Origin of the sequence: Microtetraspora niveoalba (assembly GCF_001570405.1) — a bacterium.
Lineage (GTDB): Bacteria > Actinomycetota > Actinomycetes > Streptosporangiales > Streptosporangiaceae > Microtetraspora > Microtetraspora niveoalba.
This window is the reverse complement of sequence record NZ_BBYM01000028.1, coordinates 35,564-50,433: the sequence shown is the minus strand read 5'-3', so window position 1 is coordinate 50,433 and position 14,870 is coordinate 35,564. Positions and strand designations below refer to the sequence as shown.

General features: G+C 71.8%; 13 protein-coding genes. 2 read left to right on the top strand and 11 right to left on the bottom strand.

The features are described 5' to 3' along the window. Window positions 1–18: 18 nt before the first annotated feature. Window positions 19–552, bottom strand: coding sequence for a gamma carbonic anhydrase family protein (locus tag AWQ70_RS26055; RefSeq protein WP_067181110.1), 534 nt, complete (start codon window positions 550–552; stop codon window positions 19–21). A gap of 330 nt (window positions 553–882) precedes the next feature. On the opposite strand from AWQ70_RS26055, the gene AWQ70_RS26050 reads away from it, so the two are divergent. Then, window positions 883–1,899, top strand: coding sequence for a DivIVA domain-containing protein (locus AWQ70_RS26050; RefSeq protein ID WP_157530403.1), 1,017 nt, complete (start codon window positions 883–885; stop codon window positions 1,897–1,899). A 287-nt stretch (window positions 1,900–2,186) separates the two neighbouring features. Here the strand turns inward: AWQ70_RS26050 and AWQ70_RS26045 are convergent, their stop codons facing one another. Together AWQ70_RS26045 and AWQ70_RS26040 are read right to left on the bottom strand one after the other, a co-directional pair. Continuing rightward, window positions 2,187–2,924, bottom strand: coding sequence for a GntR family transcriptional regulator (locus AWQ70_RS26045; RefSeq protein ID WP_245647154.1), 738 nt, complete (start codon window positions 2,922–2,924; stop codon window positions 2,187–2,189). Window positions 2,925–3,090: 166 nt separating this feature from the next. After that, complete coding sequence (locus AWQ70_RS26040) at window positions 3,091–3,633, bottom strand: VanZ family protein (protein WP_067181299.1); 543 nt, start codon at window positions 3,631–3,633, stop codon at window positions 3,091–3,093. 152 nt (window positions 3,634–3,785) lie between these two features. On the opposite strand from AWQ70_RS26040, the gene kynU reads away from it, so the two are divergent. Continuing rightward, complete coding sequence (gene kynU, locus AWQ70_RS26035; RefSeq protein ID WP_157530401.1) at window positions 3,786–5,012, top strand: kynureninase; 1,227 nt, start codon at window positions 3,786–3,788, stop codon at window positions 5,010–5,012. A 109-nt stretch (window positions 5,013–5,121) separates the two neighbouring features. Here kynU and AWQ70_RS26030 read toward each other — a convergent pair whose 3' ends face one another. From AWQ70_RS26030 to AWQ70_RS25995, 8 genes are all read right to left on the bottom strand, one after another. Next, a complete protein-coding gene (locus tag AWQ70_RS26030) occupies window positions 5,122–5,526 on the bottom strand; it encodes a ClpX C4-type zinc finger protein (RefSeq protein WP_067181104.1) in 405 nt (134 codons plus the stop codon). A 194-nt stretch (window positions 5,527–5,720) separates the two neighbouring features. Then, complete coding sequence (locus AWQ70_RS26025) at window positions 5,721–7,514, bottom strand: serine/threonine-protein kinase (RefSeq protein WP_084517820.1); 1,794 nt, start codon at window positions 7,512–7,514, stop codon at window positions 5,721–5,723. 60 nt (window positions 7,515–7,574) lie between these two features. Further along, complete coding sequence (locus AWQ70_RS26020) at window positions 7,575–10,877, bottom strand: helicase HerA domain-containing protein (RefSeq protein WP_067181097.1); 3,303 nt, start codon at window positions 10,875–10,877, stop codon at window positions 7,575–7,577. Then, the gene (locus AWQ70_RS26015) at window positions 10,877–11,656 is read right to left on the bottom strand and encodes a hypothetical protein (RefSeq protein ID WP_157530399.1); all 780 of its coding nucleotides are present in this window, start codon (window positions 11,654–11,656) and stop codon (window positions 10,877–10,879) included. Before AWQ70_RS26015 ends, AWQ70_RS26020 begins: the two co-directional genes overlap by 1 nt. A gap of 54 nt (window positions 11,657–11,710) precedes the next feature. Beyond that, window positions 11,711–12,820 (bottom strand): endonuclease domain-containing protein, encoded by a 1,110-nt coding sequence (locus AWQ70_RS26010; protein ID WP_067181090.1) that lies wholly within the window; start codon window positions 12,818–12,820, stop codon window positions 11,711–11,713. 309 nt (window positions 12,821–13,129) lie between these two features. Continuing rightward, window positions 13,130–13,816 carry an SdpI family protein gene (locus tag AWQ70_RS26005; RefSeq protein ID WP_067181085.1) on the bottom strand — a complete coding sequence of 229 codons (687 nt, stop codon included), beginning with the start codon at window positions 13,814–13,816 and terminating at the stop codon, window positions 13,130–13,132. Between the two features lie 49 nt (window positions 13,817–13,865). Then, window positions 13,866–14,156, bottom strand: coding sequence for a metalloregulator ArsR/SmtB family transcription factor (locus AWQ70_RS26000; RefSeq protein ID WP_067181081.1), 291 nt, complete (start codon window positions 14,154–14,156; stop codon window positions 13,866–13,868). A 70-nt stretch (window positions 14,157–14,226) separates the two neighbouring features. Then, entirely contained in the window at window positions 14,227–14,862 is a 636-nt protein-coding gene (locus tag AWQ70_RS25995; protein WP_245647153.1) for a response regulator transcription factor, read from the bottom strand. Between the last annotated feature and the right edge of the window lie 8 nt (window positions 14,863–14,870).

Sequence of the window (14,870 nt, the reverse complement as noted above, 5' to 3'; positions counted from 1 at the left end):
ACCCGCTGCGGGGCGCCCTCACTGCGAGGCGAGCGGGGCGGCCGCGGCGTGGCGGCGCGCCTTGGCCATGTAATTGTCCGGCGTACGGGCGAACGAGGCGCGGTCGGCGTCGGTCAGCTCCCGCACGACCCGGGCGGGCACACCCGCGACCAGCACTCCCGCCGGGACGACCGCGCCGGGCGTGACCACCGCGCCCGCCGCGACCAGCGTCCCGGCGCCGATCCGCGCGCCGCCGAGGACGACGGCGCCGATGCCGACGAGCGCGCCCGTCTCGACGTGGGCGCCGTGGACCATCGCCTTGTGCCCGAGGCTCACCCGGTCCTCCAGGATCGCGGGCTGGCCGGGGTCGGCGTGCAGGCAGCACAGGTCCTGGACGTTGCACTCGGCGCCGATCTCGATCCGCTCGTCGTCGCCGCGCAGCACCGAGCCGTACCAGACGCTCGACCCGCGGCCGAGCCGTACCCGGCCGACGATCACCGCGCCGGGCGCGACCCAGGAGTCGGGGTGCAGGTCGGGGGTGGCGTCGTCGTCCAGAGCAGCGATGTACGGCATGGCGTCATGATCCCACGGGCCCGGCCGCCGGCTCGGCGGGGAGGGGCGTTCCGTGCTGTCACGGGCCTTCCCGGGCGCGGTACGGGCCGGGAACGCGGGGGGGCGGGGGCTTCATGGGGTCTTCATGACGGGGCCGGGAACGCGGGTGCCGGGGCTTCGCGGCGTCTTACCGGGGGGCTTCATGGGGTCTTCATGGGTGTGGCGCGGGGCGGCCGGGAGCGCGCGCCGGGGCGCGAGGTCGGGCATTCGGGTTGCGAGGTAGGGCGGATAGCAGGAAAGTCATGTCCTGACGTGCGTTACCGCCTCAATTCCCAACCCCAGGGCTTGTCAATGACGAATCAGACCGAGAACTTCCCCGACCTCCTGAGTGACGACTCCTTCGAAGTCGTGATGCGCGGATACAGCCGCCGTCAGGTCCATGACTACATGATCAGGACCCGGAACCAGATCAGGGACCTTGAGGAGCGGCTGGCGCGGACCATCGACCAGGCCGAGCAGAGCCGGGCCGAGCTGTCCGAGGCGCGCCGCAGGCTGTCGGAGGCCCCGCAGAACCCCGACGAGCTGGGCGAGCGGCTGAGCCAGATACTCAAGCTGGCGCACGAGGAGGCGGCGGCCAACAAGGAGGCCTCCCAGTCGGAGGCCACCAGGTTGCGCGAGCAGGCCGCGAACGAGGCCGACCGGATGATCGCCACCGCGCGGGAGCAGGCCGACTCGATCCGGGCCGCCGCCCAGGAGGAGGCCGAGCGCCGGGTGGCCGACGCGACCAGCGCCGCGGAGCGGCTGCTCGCCCAGGCCGGAGCGGACGCCGAGGAGACCCTCGGCACGGCGCGCGCCGAGGCCGAGGACACGCTGCGCTCCGCGCGCGCCGAGGCGGACCGGCAGCTCACCGTCGCCCGGCTGGAGGCGGAGAAGCTGGTCGGCGACGCCCGCGCCGAGGCCCACTCGACGCTGACCGCCGCCCAGCAGCGGGTCGCCGCGCTGGACGAGCACACCGGCCGCCGGGTGGCGTACCTGACCGACACGCACGCCGAGGTGATGCGCAGGTTGGGGGAGATCGGGTCGGTCCTGGGCGACCTGATCCACCGGGAGAGCGCCGCCGGCCCCCTGATCGACGAGGCCGCGGTGCTGCCGCCGGCCCCGCACGCCGCCCCCCAGCCGCTCGAGCTCGCGCCCGCCGAGGCCGCCGCCGATGACGACGAGGACATCCGGGTCATCGTGGAGGACGTGATCGGCCAGGCCGAGGGCGGCCCCACGCCGCCCGGACAGGACACCGACGTCACCACGGACGTCGCCGTGGTCCGGGTGCAGAACGAGCAGCAGAACGGCCGGCCCGCCCACCACCAGTAGCCGCCGACCGGTGGCCGCCGGCGGTGGCGCGTCTGGTGCCCGTGGAGGCGCCGTTGGGATGGCACCAGTGGCGACGCCCCCACGGGGGATCAAGGATGCGGAAGCCTCCGCCCCCGATAGGGTCGGAGGCTTCCGCGCTCGTGGCCGGGCCCTGCCGCGTCCGGGTCGTCCTGGGGTGTTGGGGCGCCGGAGGCGGCTTGACCTCTACCACTCAAGGTGGGGGACATCTCTAGAGAAATCAATGATCGGTATGGTCAGGTCAACCTATCGCCGGTCGCCTGCTTGACCTATGCGTCGAAGTCGTACTGGAGTACGTACGAGGCGGCGTCGAGGATCATCTCGTTGTGCTCGACCGGGCGGCCCTCCGCGGTGTAAGCCGTACGTGCGATGGCGATGACGGGGGTGCCCGCGGGCAGGCCGAGCAGCTCCGCCTCGCGCGGGTGGGGCATCCGGGCGCGCAGCTCTTCCGTGAAGTGCGCCGGGGAGTGACCGAGGTCGCCCAGCCGGGCGTACACACCGCCGGGGCCGGTGTCGGGCAGCACGACCGCCGTCCCCTCGACCAGCTCGGCGGGGAAGTGCGAGCCGGCGAGCTGCACCGGCCGGCCGTCCACGAGATAGCGCCGGCGGCGCACCCACACCTCGCCGGTGCCCAGGACACGAGCGACCTCCTCGTCGGCCGGTTCCCGCCGGATCTCGACCTGGTCGACCGTGTAGGCGCGTCCGTGGGTGTCCGCGTCCCAGATGGCCCGGCCCTCCGCCCACTGTTCGCGGGAGAGCCGTCGCGAGCCGTGCCTGCGGATCGGGCGGAACAATCGCACGTACACGCCGGAGCCGCGCCGGGGGACGGCCAGGCCCTCGTTGATGAGCACGGCGAGGGCCTGGCGGGCCGTCGCGCGGGCGACGCCGTACTCGGCCATCAGCGCGTTCTCGCCCGGTAGCCGATCTCCGTCACGCAGATCGCCGGACAGGATCCTGCCGCGTAACCTGTCGGCGATGCGCCGATAGATCGGGAGTTCGTGATGCACCGGGCTTTCCGTCACGTTTGATCACCCTCTGTCACCAACGGGGGGTTAGCGTCTTCAGAGAACTTGCCCCGTCTTGTCCACGATCGCACAGGAAATGACGTTGGCCCGGTGCTTATTTTGAGCGGATCGTGCCTGTGTGACGATCTCCAGGGTTTATCGCTGCCGGTTACCGTGGAACGGTCCGCGCCGCCGTGCGGGCCGCGTGCCAACGCAGCGTCATGATCGCGGCCAGTACGGCTCCCGCCGTGTTGAGCAGCACGTCGTCGATCGACGACACCCGGTGCAGGCGCAGGCCGAACTGGAGGGCCTCGACGGTGACGGAGGCGGCGGCGGCCACGAGGGCCACACTCCACAGCCGGGCGAACCGCGCGGACCTGACCGGCAGCAGCGCGCCGAGCGCCGCGAACACCAGGAGGTTGCCTCCGACCTGCACGATCGCGGTCGCGGCGGGCGCCCGGAGTACGGCGGCCAGGTCGCGGAAGGGGACGAGGTTCACGCCCTCCGTGCCGCTTCCCGGGGTGAGGACCATCCACAGCCAGGGGAGGGTTGCGACGATCATGGCGATGTCCGCGTACGCCGTACGGGCCGGGTGGGGGTGGCCCAGGGCGGCCCTCCGGCGCGCGAGCAGGCGGGCCGCGAGCACCGCGACCGGGATCGCCAGGACGGCGCTCAGGATGACGTGACCCCACATGCGCCATACGAGAACCATGGCGGACATTGTGTGGGTGGTGACGGGATCGTGGCCACCCGGCCATGGTCCCGTGCGGGTCGGGCCCGGCGGGAGAAGTCTGGACGTCTCCCTGTGTGTCAGGGCACATTTGGCGGTATTTCAGGAAATGACTACCGAACAAAGGAGTTCAGATCGTGGCTATCAGCCGTGCCGACTGTTACGCCCTCGACAGTGAGGACCCGCTGCGTGAGCTGCGGGAGGAGTTCACCCTTCCCGGCGGGGTCACGTACCTGCTCGGCAACTCCCTGGGCGCGCTTCCCCGGCGTACGGCGGCCAAGGTGGCGCACACCGTGGAGACCGAGTGGGGTCGCGACCTCGGCGCGAGCTGGAACACCGCGGGCTGGTGGGACCTGCCGCAGACCACCGGAGACCGGCTGGCGCGGCTGATCGGCGCCGGGCCGGGCAGCGTCCTCGCGGGCGACTCCACGTCGGCGAACATCTTCAAGGTCATGGCCGCCGCGCTGCCGCTCCGCCCCGGCCGCCGCGTGATCGTCTCCGACCTGCAGAACTTCCCCACCGACCGGTACGTCGTCGAGGGGGTCGCCAGGGCGCTCGGCTCGTACGAGATCAGGGACATCGGGTCGCTCGACGAGGCGCTGGGCGACGACGTGGCCGCGGTGCTGCTCAGCCACGTGGACTACCGGACCGGCGAACTGCGCGACATGGACGCCGTCACCGCCCAGGTGCACGCCGCGGGGGCGTTGATGATCTGGGACCTCTGCCACAGCGCCGGGGCCGTGCCCGTGGACCTGCGCGCCGCCGGCGTGGACTTCGCCGTCGGCTGCACCTACAAGTACCTCAACGGCGGGCCGGGCGCGCCCGCGTACCTCTACGTGGCCGAGCGGCACCAGGACGCCGCGCACAACGTGGTGTCGGGATGGCACGGGCACGCCGCGCCGTTCGCGTTCGAGCCGGACTACCGGCCGGCCGACGGGGTGCGTCGCTTCGCCACGGGCAGCCCGCCCGTGCTCTCCTACAGCGCGCTGAACGCGTCGCTGGACATCTGGGAGACCGTCGACATGGGGCAGATCAGGGCCAAGAGCCTGGCCCTGACCACGCTGTTCATCGACCTGATCGACGAGCTGCGGCCCGATCTGACCCTCGTCACGCCGCGCGACCCGGAGCGGCGCGGCAGCCAGGTGAGCTACCGGCACGCGGACGGCTATCCGGTGGTGCGGGCCCTCATCGACAAGGGCATCGTGGGCGACTACCGCGATCCGGAGATCATGCGGTTCGGCTTCGCGCCGCTGTACCTGCGCTACGTGGACGTGTACGACGCGGCGACGGCGCTGGCGGAGGTGCTCGACAAGGAGCTGTGGCGGGACGAGCGCTACCAGCGGCGGCTGACCGTGACCTGACCGGTCATCCGGTTTGTCGTGATATGTGCTGGGCGGGGCGGAGGCCGGGTCCGGGTTCGCTCCCGGGCCCGGCCTCCTGGTGTTCCGCTCTCCCCTGCCGGGGCGCGGCCTATCGGCGCTTGGCGAGGTCGGCCACGATGTCGCTGGCCAGTGCCACGCAGGCGTCGCAGATCCGGCCGGCCTCGCCGTGAACCATGTGGTTGCGGGGGCCGGGCGTCTGCCGGCAGAAGGAGCAGGCGGCGTCGCGCTTCTTCCGGCGGTTCGCCAGATGGCGACCGGCGAAGGGCGGGGAGAAGCGCTTTCTGGCGGCCTGCTTCGAGAACCCGAACCGCTCTCCTATTGCGGTCCAGGAGGCGCCCGCCTCGCGGGCGTCGCGTACGGCGAGGTCGAGCAGGGCGTCCGTGTCACGGCTGAGCTCCTCGCCCAGGGTGATCGCGGCCGAGAGGGTCTCAAGGGGGTCCGCCGGGTCGACCGAACGTGACCGCGCCTTCGAGAGTAATTCTGATGGCTCCATGTCTGACAACCTTAGGTTGTCCTTTGAAGATCATCAAGCTGGCCATATCGGGACGACCCGGACTTTTGGGTCCGGCCCCTCCATCACCGCCGCACGGCCCGGCACGACCCGCTCGATGCCGCGTCCCGTCGCGTATCCGCAGGTCACGCACTACGTATCCGTGAGCCACGGACTGCGTATCCGCAGGTCGCGGACTACCAGAGGGTCCAGGGGCTCTCCACGCCGCCGCTGTAGGCGGACGCCCCGGTCTTCTTCCACCGTTGCCGGACGTCGTGCTTGGCGCCCTTGCGCGGGGCCGTGGTGGTGAAGGGGCCGCAGGTGGCGATCGCGCCGTCGTTCGCGGGGGAGACGCCCGAGCAGATGAAGGGCTGCGACACGTTCGTGTCGGCGTCGGTGTCGTAGAGCTGGACGTGGACGTCCGAGCGGACCGAGCTGGACCCCCTGACCCGGCCGAGCAGGTGGAAGACGTCGCCCACCAGGGCCATGCAGGGGGACATCTCCACGCCGGCGCTGACGGAGAACCACGAACGGCACCGCCATGCCGGCTGGGACTCCTGGCCTCCGGGATCGATCGTGACCTTCTCCTCACCCGGCGGGTCGGCCGCCACGGTCGCCGGCGGCTTGGGACTGGGTGTACGGGTGCGGTCCGGCACCCGGCGCGTCGGGCTGGGCCGCGCGGGCGGGCGCGTCTCGCTGGGCGCCGGGCTGTGCGTACGGACCGGCCGGCTCTTCCGGGGCGGCGTGGGTGAGCCGCTCGCCGTCTCGGACGGCGTGGGGGACGGGGTACCGGCCGTGCCCGTCGCGCCGGCCCGCTCCGCGCTGATGGCCGGGTCGCCCTGGGCCCCCACCTCGGAGTCGCGCCACGGGGCCACGACGGCCACCGCGGCCGTCGTCAGCGCGAGCGCGGTGACGGTCGCCGCCGCGACGATCAGCCGTTTCCCCGAGCGCCCGCGTGCCGCCGAGGCCACGGTCCGCTCGCCCGGCGTACCGGAGCCCGCGCTTCCAGGGGAGGTCGGTCCCGCAGAGGAGGCCGCGGCCGCGCTCGGCCCCCTCGTGATCGGAGCGTCCACGGCCGGGGCGTCCACGGCGGGGTTGTTCGCGGGGAGGGTCTCTGACGTGGCGGAGGGATCGCCTTCCCTGGCGACCGGGGTGAGGGCGGGCAGCCCGGCCAGCGCCGGCGCCGCCCGGTGCAGCGCCGCCGCCACCTGGTCGGCGGGCGGACGCCGGGCGGGGTCCTTCGCGGCGCAGGCGGAGATGATCGGCCACAGTACGTCCGGCATCCCGGGCAGCCGCCGGGGCATCGCCGTCGCGTGCCGCCGGAGCAGGGCCATGGGGTGGTCGCCGACGAACGGCGGACGCCCGGCGAGCAGCTCGTACAGGATCAGACCGACGGCGTAGACGTCCACGGCGGTCGTGGGGGCGCTGCCGTCGGCCACCTCGGGAGCGAGGTACGCGGGCGTGCCGATGATCGAGGTGGTCTGGGTGAGGCCCGGACCGTGGACGATGCGGGCCACGCCGAAGTCGGTGAGCCGCGCCTGCCCGGTGGCCGCGTCGAGCAGGACGTTCCCCGGCTTGATGTCCCGATGGATGACACCCCGGGCGTGCGCGGCCGCCAGCGCGTCGGCGACCTGGGCCATGAGCAGGGCCGCCTCGGCCGGGGGCAGCGTGCCGCGGCTGCGCAACAGGGCGCGCAGATCCCCGCCCCGGACGAGGTTCATCACGAGGGCGAGGCGCTCGCCCTCGATGACGAAGTCGCGCACCGCGACGATGTTGGGGTGGCGCAGCGTACGCATGACGTTGCGCTCCTGCACGAACCGCAGGACCAGGTCCTCGTCGCCGCTGAGACCGTCGCGCAGCAGCTTGACCGCGACGACCTCTCCGGTCTCCCGGTGCCGCGCCCGCCAGACCGTGCCCATCCCACCGGCACCGATCTCGTCGAGGAGCACGTACCGGCTGCCCAAAGACGCCTCGGACCCACCCTTAGCCATCGTTCGCCTTCCCCCTCGATCAGGTGGGATCACAATAGTCAGGCAGATGTGGACGGATCGTCAGTTTTCATCGGTCTCCTGCGAGCCGTTCGCCCTTTCGAGCACCTCCTCCGTGGTGAGCGCGGCCTTGGGGTGGTGGCTCAGGCACATCGGCACCCGCAGCTTCGCGAACGCGGTCCCCTCCGAGGCGGCGTAGAACTGGCCGGAGCCGAGCCGGGAGATCTCGTCCACGCCGCTGCCCTTGGCCCGGGCGATCTCCCGTGCCGCGTCGATCTGGGCCGGGCTGTTCAGCAGGCCGAAGAACTGGGTGGCCGCGTTCCCCGGGATCTGGTTGTGCAGTCCCTTCGGCGCCTGGGTGGCGAAGACCAGGCCGAGACCGTACTTGCGGGCCTGGGACGCGAGCGCCAGCGTGCTCCGCGTACAGGGGGTGAGCATGGTGGACGGCGCGAACGTCTGCGCCTCGTCCATCACGAACAGCCCGCCCAGCGGCCGCTCGCGGGCCGGGTTGCGCTTGATCCAGGCGAACAGCGCCATCTGGAGCTGGTTGACGAAGCTCTGCCGCTGCTCGTCCCCCTGCATCCCGATGAAGCTGATCACCGAGATCCGGGCCCGCTTGCCCTCGGGAGGCGTCAGCAGCAGGCCGGGATCGACCGGCGCGCCCTCGCCGCCGAACATCGGGTCGTTCACTCTGGCGGCGGTGAGGGTCTGGGCCAGGTCGGCGCCGATCTTCGTCGCGCCGTCCAGCCCGCTCACGCCGTCCGGGAGGTCCGACAGCAGCTCGATGAGGCCGGTCAGGTCGGTGTGTCCCCGCCTGCCGTAGTACCTGAGCGCCTCACGGAGCACGGCCTGGCCGCGCTGGGCCTTGTGCGTCTTCGCGTCCAGCTTGGCGTGGGGCAGGATCGACGCCACCGCGACGTCCAGCGCGGCGTCGAACTCGTCCGGGTCGTCGGCGACGCCCGCGAAGTCCGGCAGCGGCTGGAAGGTCAGCGGGCGGCCCAGCTTCCTGCGCGGCGTCCAGACGACCACGTCGGTGTTCGCGAGATAGTCCTCCGCGCGCGCCGCGTCTCCTTCGTCCCAGTACGGCGGGGCCTCCGGCCAGGGGTCGCCCAGCCGAGCCAGGTCGTTGTTCGGGTCGAGCACGATCGCGGACACGCCCTGGAGCGCGCACTCTTCGACCAGGCGGCGGATCAGCACGGTCTTGCCCGACCCGGACCCGGCGAAGATCGCCGTGTGCTTCCTCAGCGTCTCCAGGGTCACCCGCATCGGCGTGCCGTCCGTCATCGCCCTGCCCACGGTCACGTACGGCACCATGCTCACGCCGGACCGGGTGGGGAGGTCGGCATCGGACGCGCCGGAGCCCTTCCGGCCGGCCTCCTTGTGACCCGGCTCCGAAGGAGCGGGATCAGGCCGGTCCTCCGGTACCGAGTGTCGTTCCGGGCCGGATGCGCACGGCACGGAGGAGGGAGACCCCGCGGCGGCCGGTTCTGCCACGCCTCCACCCGGCGTGACGGGGCCGGTGTCGGTGTCGGCGGGTGACACCGGTGTCCTGGGCGTGGCCGGGACATCGCCCAGGGCCTCCGTGAAGATCTTGATGTCCTCGGCGGGTCTCCGGACGGTGAACCAGGCGCGCAGCCGCGGATCGTTCTCCATGATGAGGGTTTCGAGCGCCGCCATCCGCGCCAGATCGTCCGGACTGACGGTCAGGGTCCGGCCGCCCGCCTCCTCGAACGCGGCCAGTGCCTCACGGGTTCGCGGCCCCTTGGCCCAGTCCTCGTTGCGCAGGATGAACAACCGCCGCTTCGGCGTGGCCGCGTCCAGTCCCGTCGCGACGCAGGCGTTGCGCAGCCGGGTCAGCGCGGCGTTGGCGTGCTGGGTGGAGATCGCGCGGAACGCCCAGTGAGCCTCGTCCTCCGTCGCCTCGTGCAGGGTCCGGCGCAGGCGCGCGTGCAGCGCCGGCTTGCCGCTCGGCGGCGAGTCCTGCGCGAAGTCGTTGCCGTCGTCACCCAGGCCCGCGATCCACGCGGTGAGCCCGGCGGTCAGCAGGCGGGGCATCGTCGCGTCCTCGGTCGCGGGGGCGAGCGCCGCGGGGATGTCGGCTCCGTTCCTCAGCTCGGCGTAACGGGCGTCCAACGCGGCGAGGTCGGCGGGCGAGATGGGGGGCGGCTTCCGCCTTCCGGGCGTGTCACCGAAACGTTCCAGTTCCCAGACGGCCCCTTCGAGCAAGCATGCCTGGACGTGGGCGTGGATCTCTTTGAGGAGCTGGCGCGGGGTGAACTCCCCGGCCTCCGCGAACGCTTCGGGGGCGATCGGCCAGGTCGGATAGGGCGGCTGGTAGCCGGCCCCGGCGTACTGCACCTGGAACCGCTTCGCCACCAGGGAGCGGGCGATCTCGGGGTCGTTGAGCGTCCTCAGCGTTGCCGCCCTGCGGAACCTGTCCTGCACGGTGTCGGTGCCGAACTGCTCGATCAGCACCCAGGTCGACGGGAGGCACGAGAGGATCGTCACCGTGCGGCGGGTCATCTCGCGCAACCCCATCAACCCGTGCGCGACCTGCTCGATCTTGAGCAGTTCGTCCGCGTCGGGAATCTGGTTCTTGCCGGCCAGCAGCGTGAGTTCCGCGATGAGCAGGTCGATCTGGTCGACCGCGATGACCGAGGGGCCGGTGAGCGCGAGCAGCCGGGACAGGTCCCGGACGATCTCCTGAGGCGATTTGGCGACCTGCCGGATGCCCCAGCGGGCCCGTTCTCCCGGCTCCTCCTCCGGGCTCGCGGTGAGGAACGACTCGCCGATGTCCTGCGCGGCGAACTCGTCCGAGGCGAGCAGCGCGAGAGCGCGCGCCACGTCCTGGGTCTCCCGGCCCACCTGGCGGTCCACATGACGGAGGGCCCCGATGAACGCGTCGAGAGCGTCCTTGGTCAGGGCGGCCTGGCCGTAGATCGCTCTGCGGACCATCCGGGGTACGTCGGCCAGGGACGCCAGGCGCCGGAGGAAGACGCTGAGCTGTGTCTCTCCGCCGATGTCGCGACGAGAGAGGCCGTCCAGCATGGAGAGGACGGTGCTCTCCCAGAAGTTCCTGGCGTCGAGCAGCCCGACCAGGAAGAAATAGCCGCCGTCGCGCTGCACCTGCTCGCGCAGCGAGCCGAGCAGGTGGGTCTTGCCGCTGCCCCGCTGGCCCTGAACGACCAGCCCGATGGGGTTCGCGTTCTGGTTCTCTCCCGCCTCGGCGACGGCCTGGAGCAGCATCTGGGCAGTGGCGTGGTGGAGGGTCTCCACGTGGTACGGCGACGAGCACCACACGTCGTCGGCGCCGTCGATGTAGTTGAAGCGGAGGGCCCCCAGGGCGGTCAGGTCACGGTCGGTCATCACGCCTCGATCTGGAGGAGATGCTTGCTCTGGTTGCCGATGATCACCGCCGCTTCCCGGTCCGCCGCGGTGAGCGCCTTCTGGTTCGACTCGGGGCTGAAGGTGACACCCGGCGTGCTGGACATCCGCTTGAGGGTGGCGTCCACCTCCGACCGGGAGACGTCGCCGAGCAGCGGGCGGAGCTCGGTGAGCCTCACCCAGTCACCCGGCTTTCCCGCCAGCTTCGCGTAGGCGGCGCGGATCGCCATCTCGGTGTCCGCGGGGGTGTCGGCGTCTCTTACCGGCCGGTCGCCGTAGCTCTCGCCCTCCGCACGCCTGCCCTGGATGGGTTCGGCAGGTGTGTCGTCCGCGCTGCCGTCCGGTGTGCGCGCGTTCTCAGCGGCCGTGGGGTGGGCGGGGGCCGTCCCCGGCTGGTCGACGGACGTCGTCCGTGTGGCGTCGCCGGCCGAGGGAGCGTCCGCGGGCCGGAAGATGTCCGAGTACCGGTGATCGCTTCGGTCCAGGAATCGCTGGAGGGCGATCATGATCGCTCGCGTGGCCGCGACCGCCGCCCGTCCCACGTTGCCGGCGGGCATGGTGAGCCCGGCGCGTACCTCCTCCGCGACCCGGACCCATCCCTTGTCGGTGAGCAGGTGAAGGTTGGCGTTCCGGTGCTCTCGGCTTTTGCGGCTGTCCACCAGCTTGAGGTCGTTCAGCTTCCGGCGCTGTTTGCCGTTGAGATCCACGCCGCCGTACATCGCCTGCAACTCGGGATTCGGCACTTCCCGGGCTTCAGCCATCAACACCAGCAATATTGCGATATCGGCAAACGTCAGGTCGGTTTCGGACATGCGTTATTCCTCCAATGGGCTCTGGCGGCGTGCGCGAAGCTCACGCTCTATCCGGTCGAGCACGGCTTGCGGGTCCGCAAGGATCTGTTCGTTGCTGAACCGAAGGACGGCGTGACCATCCCGGATGAGCCAGGCGTCGCGCCGTCGGTCGGCTTCGTATTTGTCCGTGGTGCCGTGCTCTCGGCCGTCGATCTCGACGACGCAGCGCTCGGCGCGCCACAGCAGGTCGAGCCACATCCGGTTGACGAGCGGGTGCGGCTGGTAGGGCTGGTTCCACTCCCGCCCGGCGGCCCAGGCGCACCGGCCGAGGGCGTCTTCCAGCCTCTTCTCGACGGCGCTGCCCGGGTGGGGACGGCCGGCGGCCGGATAGGACCTGATCGGCACGTCCGCCCGGTGTTCCTTTCCTCGCTCCGTCCGGCGTTCCGCGGGCCCCACGTACACGGTGGGTACGCGGTCGACCGACACCAGCGGGGCGCCGGTCAACCAGACGCCGAGGCCGCCGCGATGGGCGAGCCACTCGCAGGCCCCGACGAGGATCTCCTCCGTGAGCGGGGACAGGCCGGTCGGTACGACCACGAGGATCGCGGCGTGCGCCCGGCGGAAGCTCGCGGCGAGCACCCGGGCGAGCCCGGCGGCCCGCGTCTCGGGAGCGAACCTCGTCCTGCCTCCCGGGAGGACGCCTGTACCGGAAGGGGCGGGTGCCAGGGCGGCGCCGTTCACGGCTGAGCCACGAGGCCCGGCCGGTCTGCCGTTCCCGGGGAATCCACAACCTGTGGACAAGTCGGCGGGAGGGGCGGCGGCCCAGCGGAGGGAGATCTCGGCCAGGTCGGCGAGGAAGGGACCGAAGTGGCCGGTCGCCGACGCCGCCCGCAGGGCGAGGGCCCGTACGGCGGGCACACCCGCGCCGCCGGGGCCGTCGATGCCGTCCGCTCCCGGCAACCACGCGGGGAACAGGCCGACGGCCGCCTGTTCCAACTCGTCCAGCATCGAGGCCACCAGGTCGGCTGTGGACGGGGCCTCGCGCGCGAAGTACGTGACGATCGCCGGGGCGCCGTCGGGCAGCGGGTCGATGGCCGGGGTCAGGGCTTCGGCGCCGGCCCCGTGGAGGCGCACGACGCGGCCGACAGGCAGCTCTCCCCACGACCACGGCACGAGTTACCTCTGAAGTCCGGATTTATGGGTTTGGCTGAGATTATCCGGCTGTCGCGTGTTACGTAGGGGTTTTGTGGGATCGGTCCATTGGGATTCGCCGGGCTTGTCGTGCGGCATATCCAGCGCTCGGCTTTCGTCGCTCTATATGGCGACGAGTGGAAAGTTGTCCGAAATGCCGTGCCGGCCGATGTCTCACCCTGCCCCTGGCGTGAGCACCGGGGGCCCGTCGGCCGGCTCAGAGACTTGCCCCTGGCGTGCCCTGGGCGGCGGTCAGCGGCCGGGGTCGGCGCGCCAGATCCACCAGGAGTAGACAGTGGGCCCGATCGCGCAGACCGCCGTCCCGGTAAGGGTGAGCACGACCAGCGCGGGGATCGGCAGGATGAAGGCGCCGACCAGGAGCGCCAGGCCCACCACGGCGAAGAGGATGCCGGCCAGGCGGTTGGCGCGCCGCCAGGCCACGTCGCTCTCCAGCGTCCAGGGGGTGCGCACGCCCGCGATCCAGTTGCTGCGCGACTTGGGCAAGTAGTTGCCGAGCACCACGAAGAGGAGAGCGATGAGCGCCATGATGATCCTCACCACGGGCAGGTCTCCGCCGGCCGCGTTGAAGACGCTCACCGCGTGAGTGACCGTGAGTAGGACCAGCGTCCCCACCCAGGCCGCGAAATAGACGTGCCGGGAACGTGCGGCGTTCTGCCGCCGGGGCATCAGCCGGGGCGCGACGGCGAGGAGCAGGCCGAGCCCGAGGACGATCAGGGGAAGCGTGATCAGGGCCTCGGTCTTCCCGCCGTAGCGGTCGACCTCGCCGGACGGCCCCCAGTGCATGGGGATGCGCGCGTCGTCGGGAAGGGCGGTCCAGCCCCAGAGCGAGATCCCGCCGGCCAGAAGCAGGGCGGCGGCGGTGGCGATGAGGCCGGGACGGATGTCGAGCCGGTCCTCGGTTGCGGCGTCCTTGGACATGGGGGTCCTTTCCTCGTCGGGGGCGGGGGTCGTGTCCGGCGAGTGCTCCTCAGGGTGGGGGTGGGGCGCCCGACCCGGCCGAGTCGATCTTGAACAGGTCGAGAAGCGCGGCCAGCGACTCCTCCAGCAGGGAGAGCTGGAGGCTGTAGACGATCGAGGTGCCGTGCCGCTCCCCGGCCACCAGGCCGGCCTCGCGCAGCACCCGGAGGTGGCCGGAGAGGGTCGGCTTGGCGATGTCGAAGTGGGCGGCGATCTCACCGGCGGGGAGGTCTCCCCGTCGGAGCAGCGCGATGATCTGCCGGCGGGTGGGGTGAGCCAGCGCCTCGTAGACAAGATTCATCGCTTCGTTTCCTTGTTAGGCAACAACCGAATAATACCTCGTGCGGCGGCCGCGGCCGCGCCGGAGGGGGTCAGAGCCAGCCCTTGCCCTCCGCGGTCTCCACCGCCTCCGCCCTGGTCCGCGCGCCGAGCTTCTGGATGGCCGCCGAGAGGTGGTTGCGCACGGTCCCCGACGACAGGTGCAGGCCGCGGGCGATGTCGGCGATGGTGCCGTGGCCGCGCGCGGCGGCGAGCACGTCCTTCTCGCGCGGGGTGAGCGGGCTGGCCCCCTCGCTCAGCGCGGCGACCGCCAGCGCCGGGTCGATCGCCTGCCCGCCGTCCGCGACCTTGCGGATCGCGGCCGACAACTGCTCGATCGGCGTGTCCTTGATGAGGAAACCGCGTGCCCCGGCGGCGAGCGCGGCGTGCAGGTAGCCGGGCCGGCCGAAGGTGGTCACGATGACGACCTTCGTCTCCGGCACCGCCGTACGCAGCCGTCTGGCCGCCTCGAGTCCGTCGATGCCGGGCATCTCGATGTCGAGCAGCGCCACGTCGGGACGCAGCGCCTCGCAGGCGCCCACCACCTGGTCGCCGCGGGCCACGTCGCCGACCACCTCGAATCCCGGTTCGAGCGACAGCAGCGCCGCCATGGCGCCACGGAACATGGTCTGGTCCTCGGCCAGCAGGATGCGGATCGCCATCGTGCCTCCCTCCGCGTTTCTCGTCATCACCCCTC